Source organism: Bradyrhizobium sp. SZCCHNS3002, from assembly GCF_032377435.1.
Classification (GTDB): domain Bacteria; phylum Pseudomonadota; class Alphaproteobacteria; order Rhizobiales; family Xanthobacteraceae; genus Bradyrhizobium.
On sequence record NZ_JAUHHY010000006.1, the window covers coordinates 416,238 to 434,396 of the forward strand.

16 protein-coding genes are annotated in these 18,159 nt (G+C 65.0%); 9 read left to right on the forward strand and 7 right to left on the reverse strand.

Features of this window, described 5'->3' with window-relative positions; genetic code table 11:
* Positions 1 to 120 precede the first annotated feature (120 nt).
* Positions 121 to 1,200: an isocitrate/isopropylmalate dehydrogenase family protein gene (locus QW845_RS15990; protein ID WP_315802513.1), complete on the forward strand. Its 1,080-nt coding sequence runs from the start codon at positions 121 to 123 to the stop codon at positions 1,198 to 1,200.
* On the opposite strand, the gene QW845_RS15995 is transcribed toward QW845_RS15990, so the two are convergent.
* The 3 genes from QW845_RS15995 to QW845_RS16005 form a co-directional block, all read right to left on the reverse strand.
* Complete coding sequence (locus QW845_RS15995) at positions 1,197 to 2,018, reverse strand: enoyl-CoA hydratase (protein ID WP_315802514.1); 822 nt, start codon at positions 2,016 to 2,018, stop codon at positions 1,197 to 1,199. The two genes, QW845_RS15990 and QW845_RS15995, sit on opposite strands and share 4 nt — an antisense overlap.
* A gap of 438 nt (positions 2,019 to 2,456) precedes the next feature.
* Entirely contained in the window at positions 2,457 to 2,852 is a 396-nt protein-coding gene (locus QW845_RS16000) for a helix-turn-helix domain-containing protein (protein WP_015668220.1), read from the reverse strand.
* Positions 2,853 to 2,859: 7 nt separating this feature from the next.
* The gene (locus tag QW845_RS16005) at positions 2,860 to 4,080 is read right to left on the reverse strand and encodes a LysR family transcriptional regulator (RefSeq protein WP_315802515.1); all 1,221 of its coding nucleotides are present in this window, start codon (positions 4,078 to 4,080) and stop codon (positions 2,860 to 2,862) included.
* Positions 4,081 to 4,592: 512 nt separating this feature from the next.
* Here QW845_RS16005 and QW845_RS16010 point away from each other — a divergent pair.
* Together QW845_RS16010 and QW845_RS16015 are read left to right on the forward strand one after the other, a co-directional pair.
* Positions 4,593 to 4,838, forward strand: coding sequence for a hypothetical protein (locus QW845_RS16010; protein WP_315802553.1), 246 nt, complete (start codon positions 4,593 to 4,595; stop codon positions 4,836 to 4,838).
* A 301-nt stretch (positions 4,839 to 5,139) separates the two neighbouring features.
* The gene (locus tag QW845_RS16015; protein WP_315802516.1) at positions 5,140 to 5,874 is read left to right on the forward strand and encodes a cytochrome c biogenesis CcdA family protein; all 735 of its coding nucleotides are present in this window, start codon (positions 5,140 to 5,142) and stop codon (positions 5,872 to 5,874) included.
* A gap of 6 nt (positions 5,875 to 5,880) precedes the next feature.
* Here QW845_RS16015 and QW845_RS16020 read toward each other — a convergent pair whose 3' ends face one another.
* Positions 5,881 to 7,398, reverse strand: a complete 1,518-nt coding sequence (locus QW845_RS16020) for an HWE histidine kinase domain-containing protein (RefSeq protein WP_315802517.1) — start codon at positions 7,396 to 7,398, stop codon at positions 5,881 to 5,883.
* Positions 7,399 to 7,642: 244 nt separating this feature from the next.
* Positions 7,643 to 8,917, reverse strand: a complete 1,275-nt coding sequence (locus QW845_RS16025; RefSeq protein ID WP_315802518.1) for a serine hydrolase domain-containing protein — start codon at positions 8,915 to 8,917, stop codon at positions 7,643 to 7,645.
* A gap of 152 nt (positions 8,918 to 9,069) precedes the next feature.
* Between QW845_RS16025 and QW845_RS16030 the strand changes: the two genes are divergently transcribed.
* Positions 9,070 to 9,984 (forward strand): intradiol ring-cleavage dioxygenase, encoded by a 915-nt coding sequence (locus QW845_RS16030; RefSeq protein WP_315802519.1) that lies wholly within the window; start codon positions 9,070 to 9,072, stop codon positions 9,982 to 9,984.
* 24 nt (positions 9,985 to 10,008) lie between these two features.
* Here the strand turns inward: QW845_RS16030 and QW845_RS16035 are convergent, their stop codons facing one another.
* Positions 10,009 to 11,739 (reverse strand): bifunctional protein-serine/threonine kinase/phosphatase, encoded by a 1,731-nt coding sequence (locus QW845_RS16035; protein WP_315802520.1) that lies wholly within the window; start codon positions 11,737 to 11,739, stop codon positions 10,009 to 10,011.
* Positions 11,740 to 11,805: 66 nt separating this feature from the next.
* Positions 11,806 to 12,639, reverse strand: a complete 834-nt coding sequence (locus QW845_RS16040; RefSeq protein WP_315802521.1) for a formate/nitrite transporter family protein — start codon at positions 12,637 to 12,639, stop codon at positions 11,806 to 11,808.
* Positions 12,640 to 13,318: 679 nt separating this feature from the next.
* Between QW845_RS16040 and QW845_RS16045 the strand changes: the two genes are divergently transcribed.
* The 5 genes from QW845_RS16045 to QW845_RS16065 all read left to right on the forward strand — a co-directional run bounded on the left by QW845_RS16045 (position 13,319) and on the right by QW845_RS16065 (position 18,142).
* Complete coding sequence (locus QW845_RS16045; RefSeq protein WP_315802522.1) at positions 13,319 to 14,635, forward strand: CmpA/NrtA family ABC transporter substrate-binding protein; 1,317 nt, start codon at positions 13,319 to 13,321, stop codon at positions 14,633 to 14,635.
* 64 nt (positions 14,636 to 14,699) lie between these two features.
* On the forward strand, positions 14,700 to 15,608 hold the full coding sequence (ntrB, locus tag QW845_RS16050; protein WP_315802523.1) for a nitrate ABC transporter permease: 909 nt from the start codon (positions 14,700 to 14,702) through the stop codon (positions 15,606 to 15,608).
* A 10-nt stretch (positions 15,609 to 15,618) separates the two neighbouring features.
* Entirely contained in the window at positions 15,619 to 16,413 is a 795-nt protein-coding gene (locus tag QW845_RS16055; RefSeq protein WP_315802554.1) for an ABC transporter ATP-binding protein, read from the forward strand.
* A gap of 83 nt (positions 16,414 to 16,496) precedes the next feature.
* Positions 16,497 to 16,922 carry a globin family protein gene (locus QW845_RS16060; protein WP_315802524.1) on the forward strand — a complete coding sequence of 142 codons (426 nt, stop codon included), beginning with the start codon at positions 16,497 to 16,499 and terminating at the stop codon, positions 16,920 to 16,922.
* A gap of 5 nt (positions 16,923 to 16,927) precedes the next feature.
* Positions 16,928 to 18,142 carry an NAD(P)/FAD-dependent oxidoreductase gene (locus QW845_RS16065; RefSeq protein WP_409997921.1) on the forward strand — a complete coding sequence of 405 codons (1,215 nt, stop codon included), beginning with the start codon at positions 16,928 to 16,930 and terminating at the stop codon, positions 18,140 to 18,142.
* The last annotated feature ends 17 nt before the right edge of the window (positions 18,143 to 18,159 follow it).

Sequence of the window (18,159 nt, forward strand, 5' to 3'; positions counted from 1 at the left end):
TCATGGCCGGGCTTGACCCGGCCATCCACGTCTTTGGCGCCGCGGCGTTAGAAAGTCGTGGATGCCCGGGTCAAGCCCGGGCATGACGGCTCATTGATGTCGTCCTCGAAAGCGTCGCCCATGCCCTCGACCAATTCACTCCACATCGCAGTCCTCCCCGGCGACGGCATCGGTCCTGAAGTCATGGCGCCCGCGCTTGAGGTGCTGCGCAAGGTCGAGGCCAAGGCCGGCCTGTCGTTCCGCTTCACCGAGGCCCAGGCCGGCGCCAACAACTATCTCGCAACCGGCGTCTCGATCGCCGACAGCACGATCCGGCTGTGCGAAGAGGCGGACGCGATCCTGCTCGGCGCCTGCGGGCTGCCCTCGGTGCGCTATCCCGACAACACCGAGATCGCGCCGCAGATCGAGCTGCGCTTCCATTTCGACCTTTATGCCGGCGTGCGGCCGGCGCGGCTGATCCCGGGCGTGCCGAGCCCGATCGTCGGCGCCGCCGAGCGCGGCATCGACTTCGTCGTCATCCGCGAGTCCACCGAAGGCCTGTTCGCCTCGATGGGCAAAGGTGTGGTGACACATGAGGAGGCGCGCGAGACCCTCGTCATTACCCGCAAGACATCCGAGCGGCTGTTCAACTTCTCCTTCAAGCTCGCCGCCCGGCGCCGCGCGCGCGGCCGCTCGGGAACTTTGGCCTGCGTCGACAAGGCCAACGTCTTCAAGGCCTTCGCCTACTTTCGCAAGATCTTCGACGAGGTCGCTCAACTTCATCCGGACGTGAAGACGGACCGCCTCTACATCGATGCCTGCGCGCTCATGCTGGTGAAGCGCCCGTGGGATTTCGACGTCCTGGTCACCGAGAACATGTTCGGCGACATCCTGTCCGATCTCGCCGCCGGTCTCGTCGGCGGCATGGGCATGGCGCCGTCGGCCGACATCGGCGACCGCCACGCCGTGTTCCAGCCCTGCCACGGCACCGCGCCCGACATCATGGGGCAGGGCAAGGCCAATCCGACCGCGATGATCCTCTCGGCCGCGATGATGCTGGACTGGCTGGCGGACACGCATGGCATCGAGGGCGCAGCCGAAGCGGCGCAGCGGATCGAGCTGGCCGTCGACCGGGTCTATGCTTCCGGCCTCAAGCCGTTCGAGTTCGGCGGCAAGGCCGGCACGATCGACGTGACCAAGGCGGTGCTGGAGGCGCTCTAGCGTCCCTTGAAGGCCGGCTTGCGCTTCTCCATGAAGGCGCGGCGGCCCTCGCGGAAATCCTCCGAATCCATGCAGGCGTCGCCGATCCGCTTGATGGCTTCCATGTCGCGCCGGCTTTCGTCCTTCAGCACTTCGGCGATGGTGATCTTGGCGGCCTTGACCGCCAGCGGCGCATTGCCGGCGATGGTGCGGGCGATCTCCAGCGTCGCCGGCAGCAGCTCGTCGTTGGGGATCATCCGATCGATGAGGCCGATGCGCAGCGCCTCCGCGGCATCGATCCGCAGGCCCGTATAGAGCAGCAGCCGCGCCTGCGACGGGCCGACCAGTGACACCAGGTTGCGCAGGCCGTCATAGCCATAGGCGATGCCGAGCCTGGCGGCGGGGATGCCGAACTGGCTGTCCGCGGCGGCGAAGCGCATGTCGGTCAGCATCGCGATCTGCAGGCCGCCGCCGAGGCAGAAGCCGCTGACGCAGGCGATCGTCGGCTTCAGGTAGCCGGCGAGCAGCGCCCGCTGGGCGGCGCTGCGCTCGGCATAGGCCTCCGAGGCCGCGGCGTTGTGGCGGCTCTGCTCGAACTGGCTGATGTCGGCACCGGACACGAAGGCCTTGCCGCCGGCGCCGGTCAGCACCACGACCCGGATCGCGTCATCGTCGCGCAGCGCGACCAGGGCCTGGCCGAGCCCCTCCCACATCTCCAGCGACATCGCATTGCGCTTATCCGGGTTGTTGAAGGTGATGATGCCGACGCCGTCGCTCGCTCTGGTCATGAGGATCTTGCCCTCGGCGAAGGTGGTGGGGAGCTCGGAGATGGTCGGCATGAGGGTCCGTCGGCAGGGAGGGCAAGGCGGCCGGCATCGTTCACCGCGCCGGTGACGGCGTCAATGTGAGTTCAGGCCACGATGGGCAGGCAAGAGGACGTCGGAGCCGATGCTCTCGACTGTGCACGGGTGGCCCAGGAGAGGACGCGCAGCGTTCATGATCAGCGTCGGCCGACGGGACCGAAACGCCGCCATGCCGCCACTTCCTATGACGGCAGAGAGCACGAGAATACAAGGGCGACGGAGCCTCAGACCGCGCAGCGATCGCTGGGCGGACGAGAAGGGCCGGTGTGCCGGCCGCGCCGATCACTCGGCCTCGAGCCGAGGCAGTGAACTCGCCCGAGCTGGCAAAGCCTGGCGCCCCCAAGTTGCGCCCTCGAGCGAAGATGGTCCATATCCATCACGGGCAGATCTGTCTGACGGATCAGACAGCCTTGCCTATTCTTCGTTCGCTGCGATCGATTCCATCAAGGATACCAGCTGACGTTGTACGGTCTGGTCCTTGATCTTGCTGTAGGCGCGCAGCAACCGCAGGCTGAAGGCTGAGTCCAGGAACAGGAGGCTCTCGACCTCGCGCGCCTTGCTGTCGCCGTCGTAGAAGAACGTCACGGGCACGTCGAGCGCGGTGGCGATCTGCTGCAGACGCGCAGCGCCGACCCGGTTGACGCCCTTCTCGTACTTCTGGACCTGCTGGAAGCTCACGCCGAGCTTCTCGCCGAGTTCAGCCTGCGAGATCTTCTGCTCTACACGCCGGAGGCGAATCCGCTTGCCGAGCTCGATGTCGGGCTTGCCCGCACTGCGCTGCTTCATTTTCTTTGCCGCTGATTTGTTCATACTGATTTTACCGTCCTTCCATCGGAAAGCCCCCGAATAGATGGGTCAGGGGTTCACCCATATATACTGTTTTAAGTTGCTGTGGATGAATGAATTCGTCTTTAAACCACGGGTATTTGCCAGGGTTAAAGGCCTCGACCAGCCAGTCGATCATGTGACGCACCCTAGGGATGCGTCCGGTGGTGGCATGGTAGGACAGCCAGATGTCGTAGGACCACTTGAGGTCAACCTCAAGTGGTATGATCTTCCCGCCCAGGGCACTCGCATAGGTTGGGAAGACCCCGATGCCGGCGCCGTGCGCCACGGCCCAGTAATTGGCGCTCGAGACATTGGTGGTCATCGCGATCAGGTCCCGCTGCTCGAAACCGGGAAAGATGGTGGCGAAGGCGGCGTTGGCGGCGGCTTCGTCCGCCACCTGCAGAACCAAGCGATGTTTGACGAGATCGTCAATCGTCTTTGGGATGCCAAATATCTCCAAATATTTCTCGCTCGCAAAGCACATCAGGTGCATGCGGCCGAGCCGGACCAGCTTGACGTCGAGCGCCGCCGGCCGGGAGAGATGGATGGCCACGTCGGCCTCGTGGCGTGACACGTCGGCCGAGCGCATCGCGCAATAGAGGTCGACCATGACGTTGGGAAAGCTCTGCTGAAATTCGACCAGCCGCGGCGCCAGCCAGAACGTGCCGAGCCCCTCGGTCACCGCGACCCGGACCTCGCCCGACGCAGCGCCGGCGAGACCATCGCCCGCGCGCAGCAGCTCGAATGACGCGGCCTCCATGCGTTCGACGGCAGAGACCACCAGTGCGCCTTCGTCGGTCAGCCGAGCGCCGTGGACGTCGCGTGTGAACAGCGTCGCGCCGATCTGCCGCTCGAAATCATCGATGCGTCGCCGTACGGCATTGATCGAGAGCGTCAGCCGCTCTGCCGCGGAGCGGAAGCTGCCGGCCCTGACAACCTCGAGGAAGATCCGCGCTGCATCCCAGTCGGTGAGGCTTGCCAGCGCCGATTTGCTCACGGTCGACTTGGCCGGGGCGGCCCGGCCCGTCGCAGTTTTTGCCGGCTTGCTCGCCGTTGCGCCCTTGGCGCCGCCACTCTCTCGGCTCAGTTCAATGCTCGATCCTGCCGCAGCAGACGAGTCGCCGTGCTCCCCTGGCGCCAGCGTCGCAGGGGTCTCGGCTAGGTCCTGGCGTTCCTTCTGAGGAACGCCCCGTTCCGCCGCAACGCGCATACAAGCTCTCTCCGCCTGCTAGAGTGATTCCGATAAATTACGGGCAGGGCACGTTCGTGCCATGATTTGGTTGAGCGATCGAGGGTCGATGAGTCTGCCACGTTCAGTTCTCTGCAGCATGGTCTTACCGCCAGCAGACGCGCGGTCTGACACATCATGTAGGACAGAGACACGCTTAGCGCGAGTCGAACCTAAGATCGACGGTTTTTGCCTCGACTGCAATGAAATGGTATTCGAAGATGGTCCGTTGTCATGCTATCTTGATGAACGGATCGTGGCGCTAACTCATCGAATGCCGGGGAGCGGTGATGTGTCTTCACCATGCGCCATGCCAGGACGTCGTCGTGCCGTCCCAGGGGGTGGGCGCGCGGCTCGGATGAGCCGCATGGGCAAAGCGCAGGGGAGCTACGACATGACGTATTTGGAAGCCATCCGCGAGTCGGGAGTTGCTCGGCTCCATCTCGTCGCACGCTAGAACGGAAACGACGCCTGTGGCCAATTCAGACGAACAAATGCTTGCAGTGCTTGCATCCCTGGAGCAGTGCCGCGCCACGCTCGCGGCGACGGGCAATCGCGAATCGGCACATTTGGTCTCGGTTGCCATCCTCGACCTGCGTATGAAGCTGAACCGTCTGAGCGAGGACGATCTGAGATCGCTCTGCGATGAGATGGTTCAAGCTGACAATCCCGACAAGCTGCGCGATCCGAAGCTGCAGCCGGGTCAGCGCAGGCAGCCTTTGCTTCGAGTGGTGAAATAGCACAGTTCGATGTGTGCACAAAGGTGCATTTAGCGCATTTGTGATATGTCGTGATCCCGCGGTGATGCGCGCGCGGCTCGCGGACGAGCCGGTTGGAACGGGTGGACGTGCCGCATCCGGGCGGGACTTTGCCGACGAGGCTCTGATCCGGGGACGTCGGGCTCAATCCTAGCGAAGGCCTGCAGGCGGTGATCATCGTTGAGCGCCGTAACTTCGGCACGTCTGTTGCGTATTCCCCGTATCGGCGGCAAGAAGCGTCGTGCCCCGGCTTGCGCCTGGAGGGGCGTATCGCGGGACTCGCATGATCCAGAACGTATCGATTCCGGCCGCGTTCATTGCTGGCCTGGTCAGTTTTCTTTCGCCCTGCGTGCTGCCGCTGGTTCCTCCGTATCTGGTCTATCTCACCGGCGCCACGATCGAGCACATCGAGAGCGAGGAGCCTCCGGCCGCGTCGCGCCGCGCGGTGATGATCTCGGCCGCACTGTTCGTGCTGGGCTTCTCCACCGTGTTCGTCATGCTGGGGGCGAGCGCCTCGCTGATCGGCGGCCTGATCCGGGCCTGGTCGGAGCAGTTGTCCATTCTCGCCGGCATCGTCATCATCGTGATGGGCCTGCACTTCCTCGGCCTGACCCGGATCGCGTTCCTGATGCGCGAAGGGCGGCTGCCGATCCCCAAGCCGGTCGGCCTGTGGGGCGCCTATGTCATGGGGCTCGCCTTCGCCTTCGGCTGGACGCCGTGCATCGGGCCGATCCTGGCTGCGATCCTCTCGATCGCAGCCGCGGAGACGACGGTCGCCAAGGGCGCCGGGCTCCTTGCCGTCTATTCCGCCGGCCTCGGCATTCCGTTCCTGGTCGCGGCGTTCATGATCGAGCAGTTCTCGGCGCTGTTCATGCGCATGCGTGGCCATCTCGTGAACATCGAGCGCGCGATGGGCGTGCTGATGATCGCCACCGGCATCGGCTTTCTCACCGGCGCGGTCTCGACCTTCAGCATCTGGCTGCTCGAGACGTTCCCGGCGCTGCAGAGGTTCGGCTGACGCGGCTCAATCGTCGAGCTTGCAGGTGATGGTGTAGACCACGCCCGGCGGCAGGAAGTCGACCGTGGCCTCGCCGCCGAGCTGATCGCGCGCGCTGCGCTCGATCAGGCGGGAGCCGAAGCCGCGCTGGATCGGCGCCGAGACCACCGGGCCGCCGGTCTCCTGCCACACCAGCCGCAGCCGTGCCGGCAGCTTCTTCGCGGCGTCGGCCGCGCTCGTCAGCTCCCAGGACAGATCGACCGTGCCGGTGTCGTTCGAGAGCGCGCCATATTTGGCGGCGTTGGTTGCGATCTCGTGCACGATCATCGACAGCACGACCGCGAGCCGCGGCGACAGCGCCACCTTCGGGCCGGAGATCCTGATGCGGTCGGGCGTGTTGAGGCGGTAGGGCTTGAGCACGCGCTCGATCACGTCCTGCAGCTCGGAGCCCTGCCATTTCTCCTTGCTGAGCAGATTATGCGCCTCCGCGAGCGCGCCGAGCCGGCCCTCGAACTTCTCGCGCTCATGGCGGCTGGCGCTGCGGAAGGTCTGCACCGCGATCGCCTGCAGGATCGCCAGCGTGTTCTTGACCCGGTGATTGAGCTCCTCGATCAGCAGATCGTGCAGCATCTCTGCGCGCGCGATCGTCGTCGCCATCCGCACCGCGAAGGCCAGGCCGATCGCCAGCATGATGCCGCCGAGCAGGCTGGTAACGGCGAGGTTGCGCCACAGCGGCGCCACCAGCGAATCCTCGGCGATGCCGGCGCCGATGGTCCATCCGGTCAGGGTGGAATGGGTGAAGCTCGACAGCAGCGGCACACCCTCGAGCGATACGCTCGACAGCGTCGCCTCCTGCTCGCTGCGCATGCGATCGAAGACCGAGGGCGAGGCCTGCTTGCCGATCGTCTTCGTCGGATTCGGCACGCGTGCGAAGACGGTCGCCTGGCGGTCGAGCAGCGACAGGGTCCAGTCCGGGTTCGGCCGCTGCTTTTCCAGGATGGTCTGGAACATCTCGATCGGCGGGCTGAACGAGATGTCATAGACGACCTCGCCGTCGCGAAAGACGGGAACCTCGACGGTGACGATCAGGCTCTTCTTCACGACGCCGTAGAACAGGTCGGAATATTGCGGCTGCCTGGTCTCGAACACGCGGCGGGTGATCTCGCGGTTGTTGCGCGGCGGCAGGTGAGCCGTATCCGGCGTCGCCGACGAGAACAATTGGCGTCCCTCGCGGTCGGCGACCACGATCGTGCCGTTCTTGCCGTACTGCTCGAGGAAGCCCATCGCGATCGGCCGGAAGCGTTCGAAATCGCCGGTGGTCAGCGCATCGGTCAGCGCCAGCACCTGGACGCCGCCGGTCATGCGCTGCATTTCGGCATCGAGCGTCAGGCGGATGCTGCGCACCGTCTCCAGCACGCGCTGGCGGGCGTCGCTGCGGTCCTGCATGTAGTTGTGCAAGACGATCCCGCCTGCGAACAGGATGAGCGGCAGCGTGGTCCCCGCGACCAGAAGAGCAAGCCGGATCGGCAGGGAGAGTTTTGGCACGGATGCCCCGTTTGAGCTGGCGCTGCTGATTGCCGTTGGGACTGACGTCGGCTGGGGAGATGCGTCGGGCGCAGGCGAATGTATGCAGCGAGCGCATATCAGGCTGGAGCGGCTGCGTCCGCAAGGTCCCGGCGGTTGCAGCCGTTCACATCGTTGTCAGCATAGGAGAGCGGTGCAAGCGCGCCAAGCGCAATGCGCGGGGATCGTCGGTTCCCTGAGCGGCTTTGCCGCCACAGCGCCTCTCCTAAACGTTGCTCTCGGTGATGGCCGCGTACACCATCGTGCGCAGCTCGCGGCGGATCGGGTAGGCGCTCGAGGGCAGCACCTGGGTCATGAAGATCGTGATCAGCTCTTCGGCCGGATCGATCCAGAACGCGGTGGAGGCCGCGCCGCCCCAGGCATATTCGCCGGCGCTGCCGGGGATCAGCGTCTTGGCCGGGTCCATCGTCACCGAGAAGCCGAGACCGAAGCCGATGCCGTTATAGGCCGCTTCCGCGAACATCGAGCGCGACAGCGCCGGCAGGTCGACGCCGCCGGGCAGATGGTTCGAGGTCATCAGCTTCAGCGTCTTCGGCCCGAGCAGCCTGACGCCGCCGAGCTCGCCGCCATTGAGCAATGCGCGGCAGAACGTCAGATAGTCGGCCGTGGTCGAGCACAGGCCGCCGCCGCCGGAGATGAAGTCGGGCGGGTTGAGGAAGGTGCTGGTCGCCGGGTCGTCCTGCAAGGTCAGGCCGCCCTTGCGATCGGCGGCGTGAAACGACAAGGCGCCGCCGGCGTCGGCCGAGTAGCACGCCGCCAGCCGGTGCGCCTTCGCCGCGGGAACGTGGAAGTCGGTGTCGCTCATGCCGAGCGGATCGAAGATGCGCTGTTTCAGGAATTGCTCGAACGGCTGGTCGGCGATCTTGCCGACGAGATAGCCGACCACGTCGGTGGACACCGAGTAGTTCCAGGCCTCGCCCGGCGAGAACTCGAGCGGAATCCGCGCGAGGTCATCGATCATCGACTGCAGGGTGCCGGCCTTTTCGACCGCGCCGATCTTGGCGTCGCGATAGGCGGCATCGACGTTCGAGCGCTGCTGGAAGCCATAAGTGAGGCCCGAGGTGTGGCGCAGCAGGTCGACGATCAGCATCGGCCGCGCCGGGGGCCGGCTGACGAAGGCCGGTGCCGTGCCGGCGACGAACACGCCGAGATTCTTCCACTCCGGAATGTATTTCGCGACCGGCTCGTCGAGCGCAACCTTGCCCTCCTCGACCAGCATCATGAAGGCGACCGAGGTGATCGGCTTGGTCATCGAATAGATGCGGTAGATCGTGTCGTCCCGGACCGGGACCTTGCGCTCGACGTCGGCAAAGCCGAGCGAGCTCGCGTGCACGATCTTGCCGCGGCGATAGACCATCAACTGCGTGCCTGGAAAACGGCCTGCCTCGACATAGCGCCGTTTCAGGTGGGCATCGATGCGGTCGAGCGCGGCTTGCGACATGCCGACGGTTTCGGGCGAGGCGGGAGTGGGGGCGAGCATCGGCGTCTCCGCTGTCGTTCGGTTTTCGTGGCCCGCGCGGACGGCTTGCGCGAAGGCGATGGAGCTGGAGCTGGGTGATAGCGGAAAATCGCCGCGCTTCCAATGGCAGCGCCCGTCGGGCTGATGTAGCCTTCGCCGCAGGAGGACCGCCCATGACGCAATTCAACGAAGCCGAGCTCACGGATGCCGTCGTCAAGAGCTTCGAGGGGACACCCGACCCACGGGTCAAATTCCTCATGCAGGAATTGGTGGCCTCGCTGCACGACTACGTCCGCAAGACCAATCTCACGTTCGACGAATGGGCCGCCGCCATCGACTTTCTCACCCGCACCGGCCAGACCTGCACCGCGAGCCGGCAGGAGTTCATCCTGCTGTCCGACGTGCTCGGCGTGTCGATGCTGGTCGACGCCATCAATCATCGCGACCGGGCAGGGGCGACGGAGACGACCGTGCTCGGTCCGTTCTACGTCGGCGAGCACAAGGTGACGCCCCACGGCACCGACATCTCGGCGGATCTCAAGGGCGAGAAGATGTTCGTCCAGGGACGGGTGACCGATCTGTCGGGTGCTCCGCTGGCGGGCGCCACGGTCGATGTCTGGCATGCCGACGACGAGGGCTTCTACGATTCGCAGCGGCCGTCCTATGAAAGCGATGGTCCGTCGTCGCGGGCGCGCTTCATCACGGATGCGGATGGTCGCTTTTTCTTCCGCACCATCCTGCCCTGCAGCTATCCGATCCCGACCGACGGTCCGGTGGGACGGATGATCCTCGAGACGAAGCGTCATCCGATGCGCCCGGCCCATGTGCATTTCCTGGTGGACGCCAAGGATTACGAGCCGCTGATCACCCACGTCTTCGTCGGCGGCGACGAATATCTCGACAGCGACGTCGTCTTCGGCGTCAAGGACGACCTCGTCGCCCAGGTGCAGCGGCGCACCGATGCGGTGATGCCGGACGGCAAGCTGGCGGCCGGGCCGTGGCACTTGATGAGCTATGATTTCCGCATGAAGCCGGGAGCAGGCGTGGCGCCGAGGCCGCTCGGCGCGATCGCGCCTGAACCCGCCTGATCCTGCGGCGAGCGCCAGTCCCGCCTACCAGCCGCCGTGGCGAGCCGCGAGCAGGATGACGACGGCGATCGCGAGCAGCGCCGTCGTTGCCTTCCAGAACAGCAGCGGATTGCGCTCGATCAGCGGTGTCCGGTCGCCGCCGACATAGGCCGGATTGGGGTGCCGAAGGTCGAAGACGAATTCCGAGAGGCTCTCGTAACGTTTGGCAGCGACCGGATGGACGGCGCGGCGAAGTGCGCCGTCGATCCACAGCGGGACGGTTTGGTCATCGCCCGAGGCCGGCTGATAGCGCACCTTGCGAAACTGTGCCGGGGTTCTCGCGCGCGCCATCTGCGCGCCATAGGGCAGCCGGCCTGTCAGCATCTGGTAGGCGATCACGCCGAGCGAGAACTGATCGGACCATTCGGAGCCGCCCTCGCCGAGAAAGTATTCCGGCGCCGTATATTGCTGGGTGCCGAGGATGCTGTCGTGGTCGGCGGCCGGGTCGGCCTCGACCACGCCGCTGACGCGCACCGATCCGAAATCGATGATCTTCGCCGTCCGGGTCCGGTCGATCATGATGTTTGCAGGCCGCAGATCCTGGTGCAGCATTTCCTTGCGATGCAGCGCCTGCAGTCCGTTGGCGATCTGCTCGATGATGTCTCTGACAGTATCGAGATCGGCTTTCGGATGGTCGATCATCCATTGCGCCAGGGTCTGGCCTTCGACGAATTCGGTGACGACGTAGAGATGATCGCGGCGGCGCGTCGATGGGAAGGCCTTCAGCACGTGCGGATTGTCGATCCGTCGCGCGATCCACTCTTCCATCAGGAAACGCTTCAAATAGGCCGGGTCGCCGCGCAGGTCGATCGAAGGCACCTTGATGGCGACGGGGAGCTCCGTCTCGACGTCGACCGCCAGATAGATGTGGCTGCGGCTGCTGGAATAAATCTCGCGCAGGATCCGGTAGCCCTCGAAGATCATCCGCGCGTCCAGCAGCGGCGCCGGCGGCAGCTGCTCGGCCTGGACCGGAATCTCGGCGGCGTCGCCGACACCGAGCTCGTCGATCCGCACGATCTGGATGGTGAGATTGTCCGCGCTGCCCTGCGCCAGCGCCTCGGCGACGATGATGCGGGCCGCCTGGTCGAGGTCGAGGGAATTCTCTTTCAACACGTTGGCGACAAAACGCTTGCCGACATGCTCGTGAACGCCGTCGGTCGCGAGCACGAAGATGTCGCCGCGCTCGATCCTGACAGCCTGATAGTCGATTTCGACCTGAGGGTTGACCCCGAGCGCGCGCCCCAGATAGCTCTGCTGCGACGAGATCATGACGCGATGATCGTCGGTGAGCTGCTCGAGCGAATGGCCGGCGAGGCGTGAGATGCGGCAGTCGCCGACATGGAAGAGATGCGCGGTGGCCGCCTTGATCACGATCGCGCTGAGCGTGCAGACGTAACCTTTGTCGCGGTCATAGGCGTATTGGCTGGCTCTGGTCTGGGCATGAAGCCAGGAGTTGGCGGCCGTGATCACGCGTCGCGCCGACGTCTTCACCGACCAGGCATCCGGCGTGCAGTAATAATCGGTTAGGAAGCTCTTGACCGCGGACTCGCTCGCGATGTGGCTGACCTCGCTGCTGCTGATGCCATCGGCGATGGCGACCGCGATGCCTTTCAGGCTGAGCGCAGGCTCATCGGGGATCAGGGCGCCGTGGAAGTCCTGGTTGCCCGGCTTCTGCCCTTTGTCGGAATGCGCTCCGATTGTGATCCGCAATGGCATTTGGCTGTGGGGCGAAGGCGAGGGAGCCCGACCTTAGCGCGGGCGGGCTCCCAAGGGAAAATGAAATCAGGCGGCTGCGCGAACGGAGACCTTGGCATCGCGCTTCCGCTGCGTCCTGATATGGGTGGCATAGAGCGTGAGGCCGGTAAAGGAGAGGCCGCCGACGAGATTGCCGAGCACGGTCGGGATCTCGTTCCAGATCAGATAGTCCATGATCGAGAACTTCGCATGGAGCATCAGCCCCGACGGGAACAGGAACATGTTCACCACCGAATGCTCGAACACCATGTAGAAGAAGACCAGGATCGGCATCCACATCGCCAGCACCTTGCCTGGCACGGTGGTCGAGATCATCGCGCCGACCACGCCGGTGGAGACCATCCAGTTGCACAGCATGCCGCGGATGAACAGCGTCGCCATGCCCGCGGCGCCGTGCGCCGCGTAGCCCAGCGTACGGCCTTCACCGATATTGCCGATGACGGCGCCGACCTTGTCCGGCTCCTGCGTGAAGCCGAACGTGGTCACGAATGCCATCATGAAGGCCACGGTCAGTGCGCCGGCGAAATTGCCGATGAAGACGAGTCCCCAGTTGCGCAGCACGCCCGCGATGGTCACGCCCGGACGCTTGTCGATCAGCGCCAGCGGCGACAGCACGAACACGCCGGTCAGGAGATCGAAGCCGAGCAGGTAGAGCATGCAGAAGCCGACCGGAAACAACAGGGCGCCGATGATCGGCTGGCCGGTATTCACATTGATCGTGACGGCAAACCAGGCCGCGAGCGCCAGGATAGCGCCCGCCATGTAGGCGCGGATGACGGTGTCGCGGGTGGACATGAAGATCTTGGACTCGCCTGCGTCCACCATCTTGGTCACGAATTCGGAAGGCGCGAGATACGACATTCAAACGTCCTTTGCTTGCTCTCGGGAATGGATTGCGAGCTGCCTTGCGAGAGGGTCTGGCTCTCGAAGGACATCGCCACGGGCAGGCGGATCGGATGTCGAATGCGGGAAGGGCGTCACGACGACCGCGCCGAGAAGACCTCGGTCGCGTGCGCGCGTCCGTCCCGGATAATCAGGCCCCATCGGCCTCGACAGTCCAGCGAACCGCAGTCATCGTTGACTTGCCGAATTGCAAGCAATGCCTGTGCCAAATCTGGCGCCAGTATAAAGATGAGTAGTTTCAATTGATTGCGCTTGGATGTCGTCGCCGCGGATGTTTCGAAGGGCTGCTTTGATGCCCGGATGCTCATGGAACAATCGTGCTATGCCCACTTGGTGTGCGGCGCACACAAAGTGGGCGAATCGCAAATTTTGGATGCGACCTCCTGCGTCTGATGCATTGCTGTGCATGGCTAAGCGTTTGAATTCGCTTCGAAACTAAAAATCGGCGCGTTGGCACGAAGCTTGAAAGAGCGTTTGCGACGCCATCGATGCCGTCCGCGCAACCCTCATCCGAATCGTGACGCTGCCCCTTCCGAGGCCATCTCGGAACACGCCCTTTCGTGCGTGGCGCGGCGACCCGCAACGGACGGCCATTCATCCATCGAGCGCTCTTCTCAGACAAAGGACGACAGCACTCATGACGAAGACTGCCAATCCTGCTCGCCGCAACGGCCTCAGCCGTCGCCAGCTTCTCAAGGCCGGCGCAGGCACGGCCGCGCTGCTCGCGGCCGCGAGGTTGGGCTTTCCTGGCGGCGCTTTTGCCCAGGGGGCGGGGCCGGAAGTCACCAGCGCCAAGCTCGGCTTCATCGCGCTGAGCGACGCCGGTCCGCTGTTCGTCGCCAAGGACAAGGGCATCTTCGCCAAATACGGCATGCCGGATGTCGATGTGCAGAAGCAGGCCTCGTGGGGCACCACGCGCGACAACCTCGTGCTCGGCTCCGAGGGCAACGGCATCGACGGCGCGCACATCCTGACGCCGATGCCGTACCTGATCTCCGCGGGCAAGGTGACGCAGAACAACCAGCCGACGCCGATGTACATCCTGGCGCGGCTAAATCTCGATGCGCAGTGCATCTCGGTCGGTAAGGAATATGCGGACCTGAAGCTCGGCCTCGATACCGCGCCCTTCAAGGCCGCGCTGGAGAAGAAGAAGGCGGCCGGCAAATCGGTGAAGGCGGCGATGACCTTCCCGGGCGGCACCCACGACCTCTGGATCCGCTACTGGCTCGCGGCCGGCGGCATCGACCCCGACAAGGACATCGAGACCATCGTGGTGCCGCCGCCGCAGATGGTGGCGAACATGAAGGTCGGCACGATGGACTGCTTCTGCGTCGGCGAGCCGTGGAATGCGCAGCTCGTCAACCAGGGCATCGGCTATACCGCGGTCACTACGGGTGAGATCTGGAACAAGCATCCCGAGAAATCCTTCGCGATGCGCTCGGCCTATGTCGACAAATATCCGAAGGCCGCGAAGGCGCTGACCATGGCGGTCATGGAAGCCCAGCAGTGGTGCGACAAGATGGAGAACAAGCAGGAGCTTGCGACCATCATGGCCAAGCGGCAGTGGATGAACTGCCCGGTCGAGGACGTCGCCGGACGCACCGCCGGCAAGTTCGACTACGGCACCGGCAAGGTGGTCGAGAACTCGCCGCACATCATGAAGTACTGGCGTGATTTCGCCTCCTATCCGTTCCAGAGCCACGACCTCTGGTTCATCACCGAGGACATCCGCTGGGGCAAGTATGAAGCTGGCTTCGACGCCAAGTCGCTGATCGCCAAGGTCAACCGCGAGGACATCTGGCGCGAGGCCGCCAAGGAGATGAACGTCGCGGTCGCCGAGATTCCGACCTCCAAGTCGCGCGGCAAGGAGACGTTCTTCGACGGCAAGGTGTTCGATCCGGAAGATCCGGCGGCCTACCTGAAGTCGCTGTCGATCAAGCGGATCGAGGCCTGATCAGGACCTCCCGCCGCGCGTGCAAAACGCGCGGCCCCTCTCATTGCACGGAGAAAGGTTTCCGATGTCCATGCCAGCGTTGATCAACGATAGCGCTCCGAAGGTCGTGCCGACCGCGTCCACGTCCGTGTCCGCGTCCATCGTGACCATGACTCCCAAGCAGCAGCCAAAAGCCGAGGGCTACGTGAAGATGGCGCGCGACGTCGCGGTGCGTGTCGTCCCGCCGCTGATCGTGCTGATGCTGTTCCTGCTGATCTGGGAGCTGGTCTGCCGCCGGGCGGGCTCGGCGCTGCCGCCGCCCTCCCGGGTGTTCAGCGATACCCGCGAGCTGATCCTCGATCCGTTCTTCGACCACGGCGGCATCGACAAGGGCCTGTTCTGGCATCTCGAGGCCAGCCTGCGCCGCGTCGCCTTCGGCTACGCAATCGCCGTTGTCGTCGGCGTCGGTGTCGGCACCTTGATCGGCCAGTCGGTGTGGGCGATGCGCGGCCTCGATCCGATCTTCCAGGTGCTGCGCACGATCCCGCCGCTCGCCTGGCTGCCGCTGTCGCTGGCTGCCTTCCGCGACGGCCAGCCGTCGGCGATCTTCGTGATCTTCATCACCTCGGTCTGGCCGATCATCATCAACACCGCGGTCGGCATCCGCAACATTCCGCAGGACTACCGCAACGTTGCGGCGGTGGTGCAGCTCAATCCGCTGGAGTTCTTCGCCAAGATCATGATCCCGGCGGCGGCCCCCTACATCTTCACCGGCCTGCGCATCGGCATCGGCCTGTCCTGGCTTGCGATCGTCGCGGCCGAGATGCTGATCGGCGGCGTTGGCATCGGCTTCTTCATCTGGGACGCGTGGAATTCCTCGCACATCAGCGAGATCATTCTCGCCCTGTTCTATGTCGGCATCATCGGCTTCGTGCTCGACCGCCTGATCGCGGTCTTGGGCAAGGTCGTCACCCGCGGCACCGCGACGAACTGAGAGGGAAGGGATCATGGCCTATCTGAAGCTCGATCACGTCGACAAGACGTTCACCCGCGGCAACGCCACCACCGAAGTGTTGAAGGGCATCAACCTCTCGATCGAGAAGGGCGAGTACGTCTCGATCATCGGCCATTCCGGCTGCGGCAAGTCGACGATGCTCAACATCGTCGCAGGCCTTACCACGGCGACCACCGGCGGCGTATTGCTGGAGGAGCGCGAGGTGAATTCGCCGGGACCCGACCGCGCCGTCGTGTTCCAGAACCACAGCCTGCTGCCCTGGCTCACGGTCTATGAAAACGTGCGTCTCGGCGTCGACAAGGTGTTCGCCAAGACCAAGACCCGGGCCGAGCGCGACGCCTGGACCATGCACAACCTCAACCTCGTGCAGATGGCCCACGCCAAGGACAAGCGCCCGAACGAGATCTCCGGCGGCATGAAGCAGCGCGTCGGCATTGCGCGTGCGCTGGCGATGGAGCCGAAGGTGCTGCTGCTCGACGAGCCGTTCGGCGCGCTCGACGCGCTGACCCGCGCGCACCTGCAGGATTCGGTGATGGCGCTGCATCAGAAGCTCGGCAACACCATCCTGATGATCACGCACGACGTCGACGAGGCCGTGCTGCTGTCGGACCGCATCGTGATGATGACCAACGGCCCGAGCGCGCATATCGGCGAGGTGCTCGAGGTCGCGCTGCCGCGGCCGCGCAAGCGGCTCGAGCTCGCGACCAACCCGACCTACGTGAAGTGCCGGCAGCGCGTGCTGGAATTCCTCTACGAGCGCCATCGCTACGTCGAGGCGGCGTGACGATTGGAAAGCGGAGAGCGGATCGAACCGCTCTCCGCGTCGGGCGACTAACGGGTTCTCGTTTCCATCATCGAAGGATTCCCATGACGCCGTCTCAGATCGCATTGGTTCAGGACAGTTTTGCCAAGGTCGCGCCGATCTCCGATCAGGCCGCGACCATCTTCTACGATCGCCTGTTCGAGGTCGCGCCGCAGGTGCGTGCGATGTTTCCGGACGACCTCACCGAGCAGCGCAAGAAGCTGATGGCGACCTTGGCGGTCGTGGTGAATGGATTGACCAACCTGCCTGCGATCCTGCCGGCGGCAAGCGCGCTCGCCAAGCGCCACGTCGATTACGGCGCCAGGCCGGAGCACTATCCGGTGGTCGGCGCCGCGCTGCTGTGGACCCTGGAAAAGGGCCTCGGCGACGGCTGGACGCCCGAGGTCGCCGCCGCCTGGACCGCGGCCTATGCCACGCTGTCCGGGTACATGATTGCGGAAGCCTATGGCAAGGCGCAGGCGGCGGAGTAGGCGCTTTGGGTGAACCGCTCGTCATCGTCGGCAACGGCATGGCCGCCGCAAAGCTGGCGGAGGAATTGTCGCAGACTGCGCTCGGCCGCTACGCGATCGCCGTCATCGGCGAGGAGCCGCGGCTCGCCTACAACCGCGTGCTGCTGTCGTCGGTGCTGGCCGGCGAGGCTGCGTCCCACGAGATCGAGCTCAAGCCGGCCGCCTGGTGGCGCGAGCGCGGCGTGACGCTGAAATACGGTGCGCGCGTGACCGGCATCGATGTCGGCCGGCGCGAGCTGCAGATCGAGAACGACGAGAACGTGGCGTTCTCGCGCCTCGTCCTCGCCACCGGCTCGCTGCCGCTGCGGCTTCCGGTGCCGGGCGCCGATCTGCCGGGCGTGCACACGTTCCGCGACAGCCGCGACACCGACGTGCTTCTGGCGCTCGCGGCCAAGAGGGCCAGCGTGGTGGTTGTCGGCGGCGGGCTGCTCGGGCTGGAAGCGGCCTATGGCCTGGCGCGCGCCGGCGCCAAGGTGACGCTCCTGCATCTGATGGACCGGCTGATGGAGCGGCAGCTCGACGCGCCGGCGGCTGCATTGCTCAAGTCACTGGTGGCGCGCAAGGGCATCGAGGTTCTGCTCAATGCCAGCACCGCTTCCATCCACGGCGACGGCCGCGTCGAAGGCGTCGAACTGGCCGACGGGCGGCGCCTCGCCGCCGACGCGGTGATCTTTGCCGCCGGCATCCGGCCGAATGTGACGCTCGCGAAGGAGGCAGGGCTCGCCGTCAACCGCGGCATCGTCGTCGACGATGCGATGCAGACCTCGGCGCCTGGCATCTTCGCGCTCGGCGAATGCGCCGAGCACCGCGGCACCTGCTACGGCCTGGTCGAACCGGCCTACGAGCAGGCGCGGGTGCTGGCGCAGCATCTGGCCGGACGCAAGGCGGCCTATGGCGGCAGCGTCGTCGCGACCAATCTGAAAGTGTCGGGCGTATCAGTGTTCTCGGCCGGCGATTTCGTCGGCGCCGAGGGCAGCGAGACGATCGTGCTCAACGACGCCAGGCGCGGCATCTACAAGAAGCTCGTCATCGCCGACGGGCGCCTCACCGGCGCCGTGCTGATCGGGGAGACCAGGGATGCTCTGTGGTATCGCGACCTGATCCGCAGCCGCGAGCCGGTCGCATCGATCCGGACCGAGATGATGTTCGGCCGCGCCGCGGCGCGGCCACGGGCAGCGTGAGAGAGGGGACCTCGCAC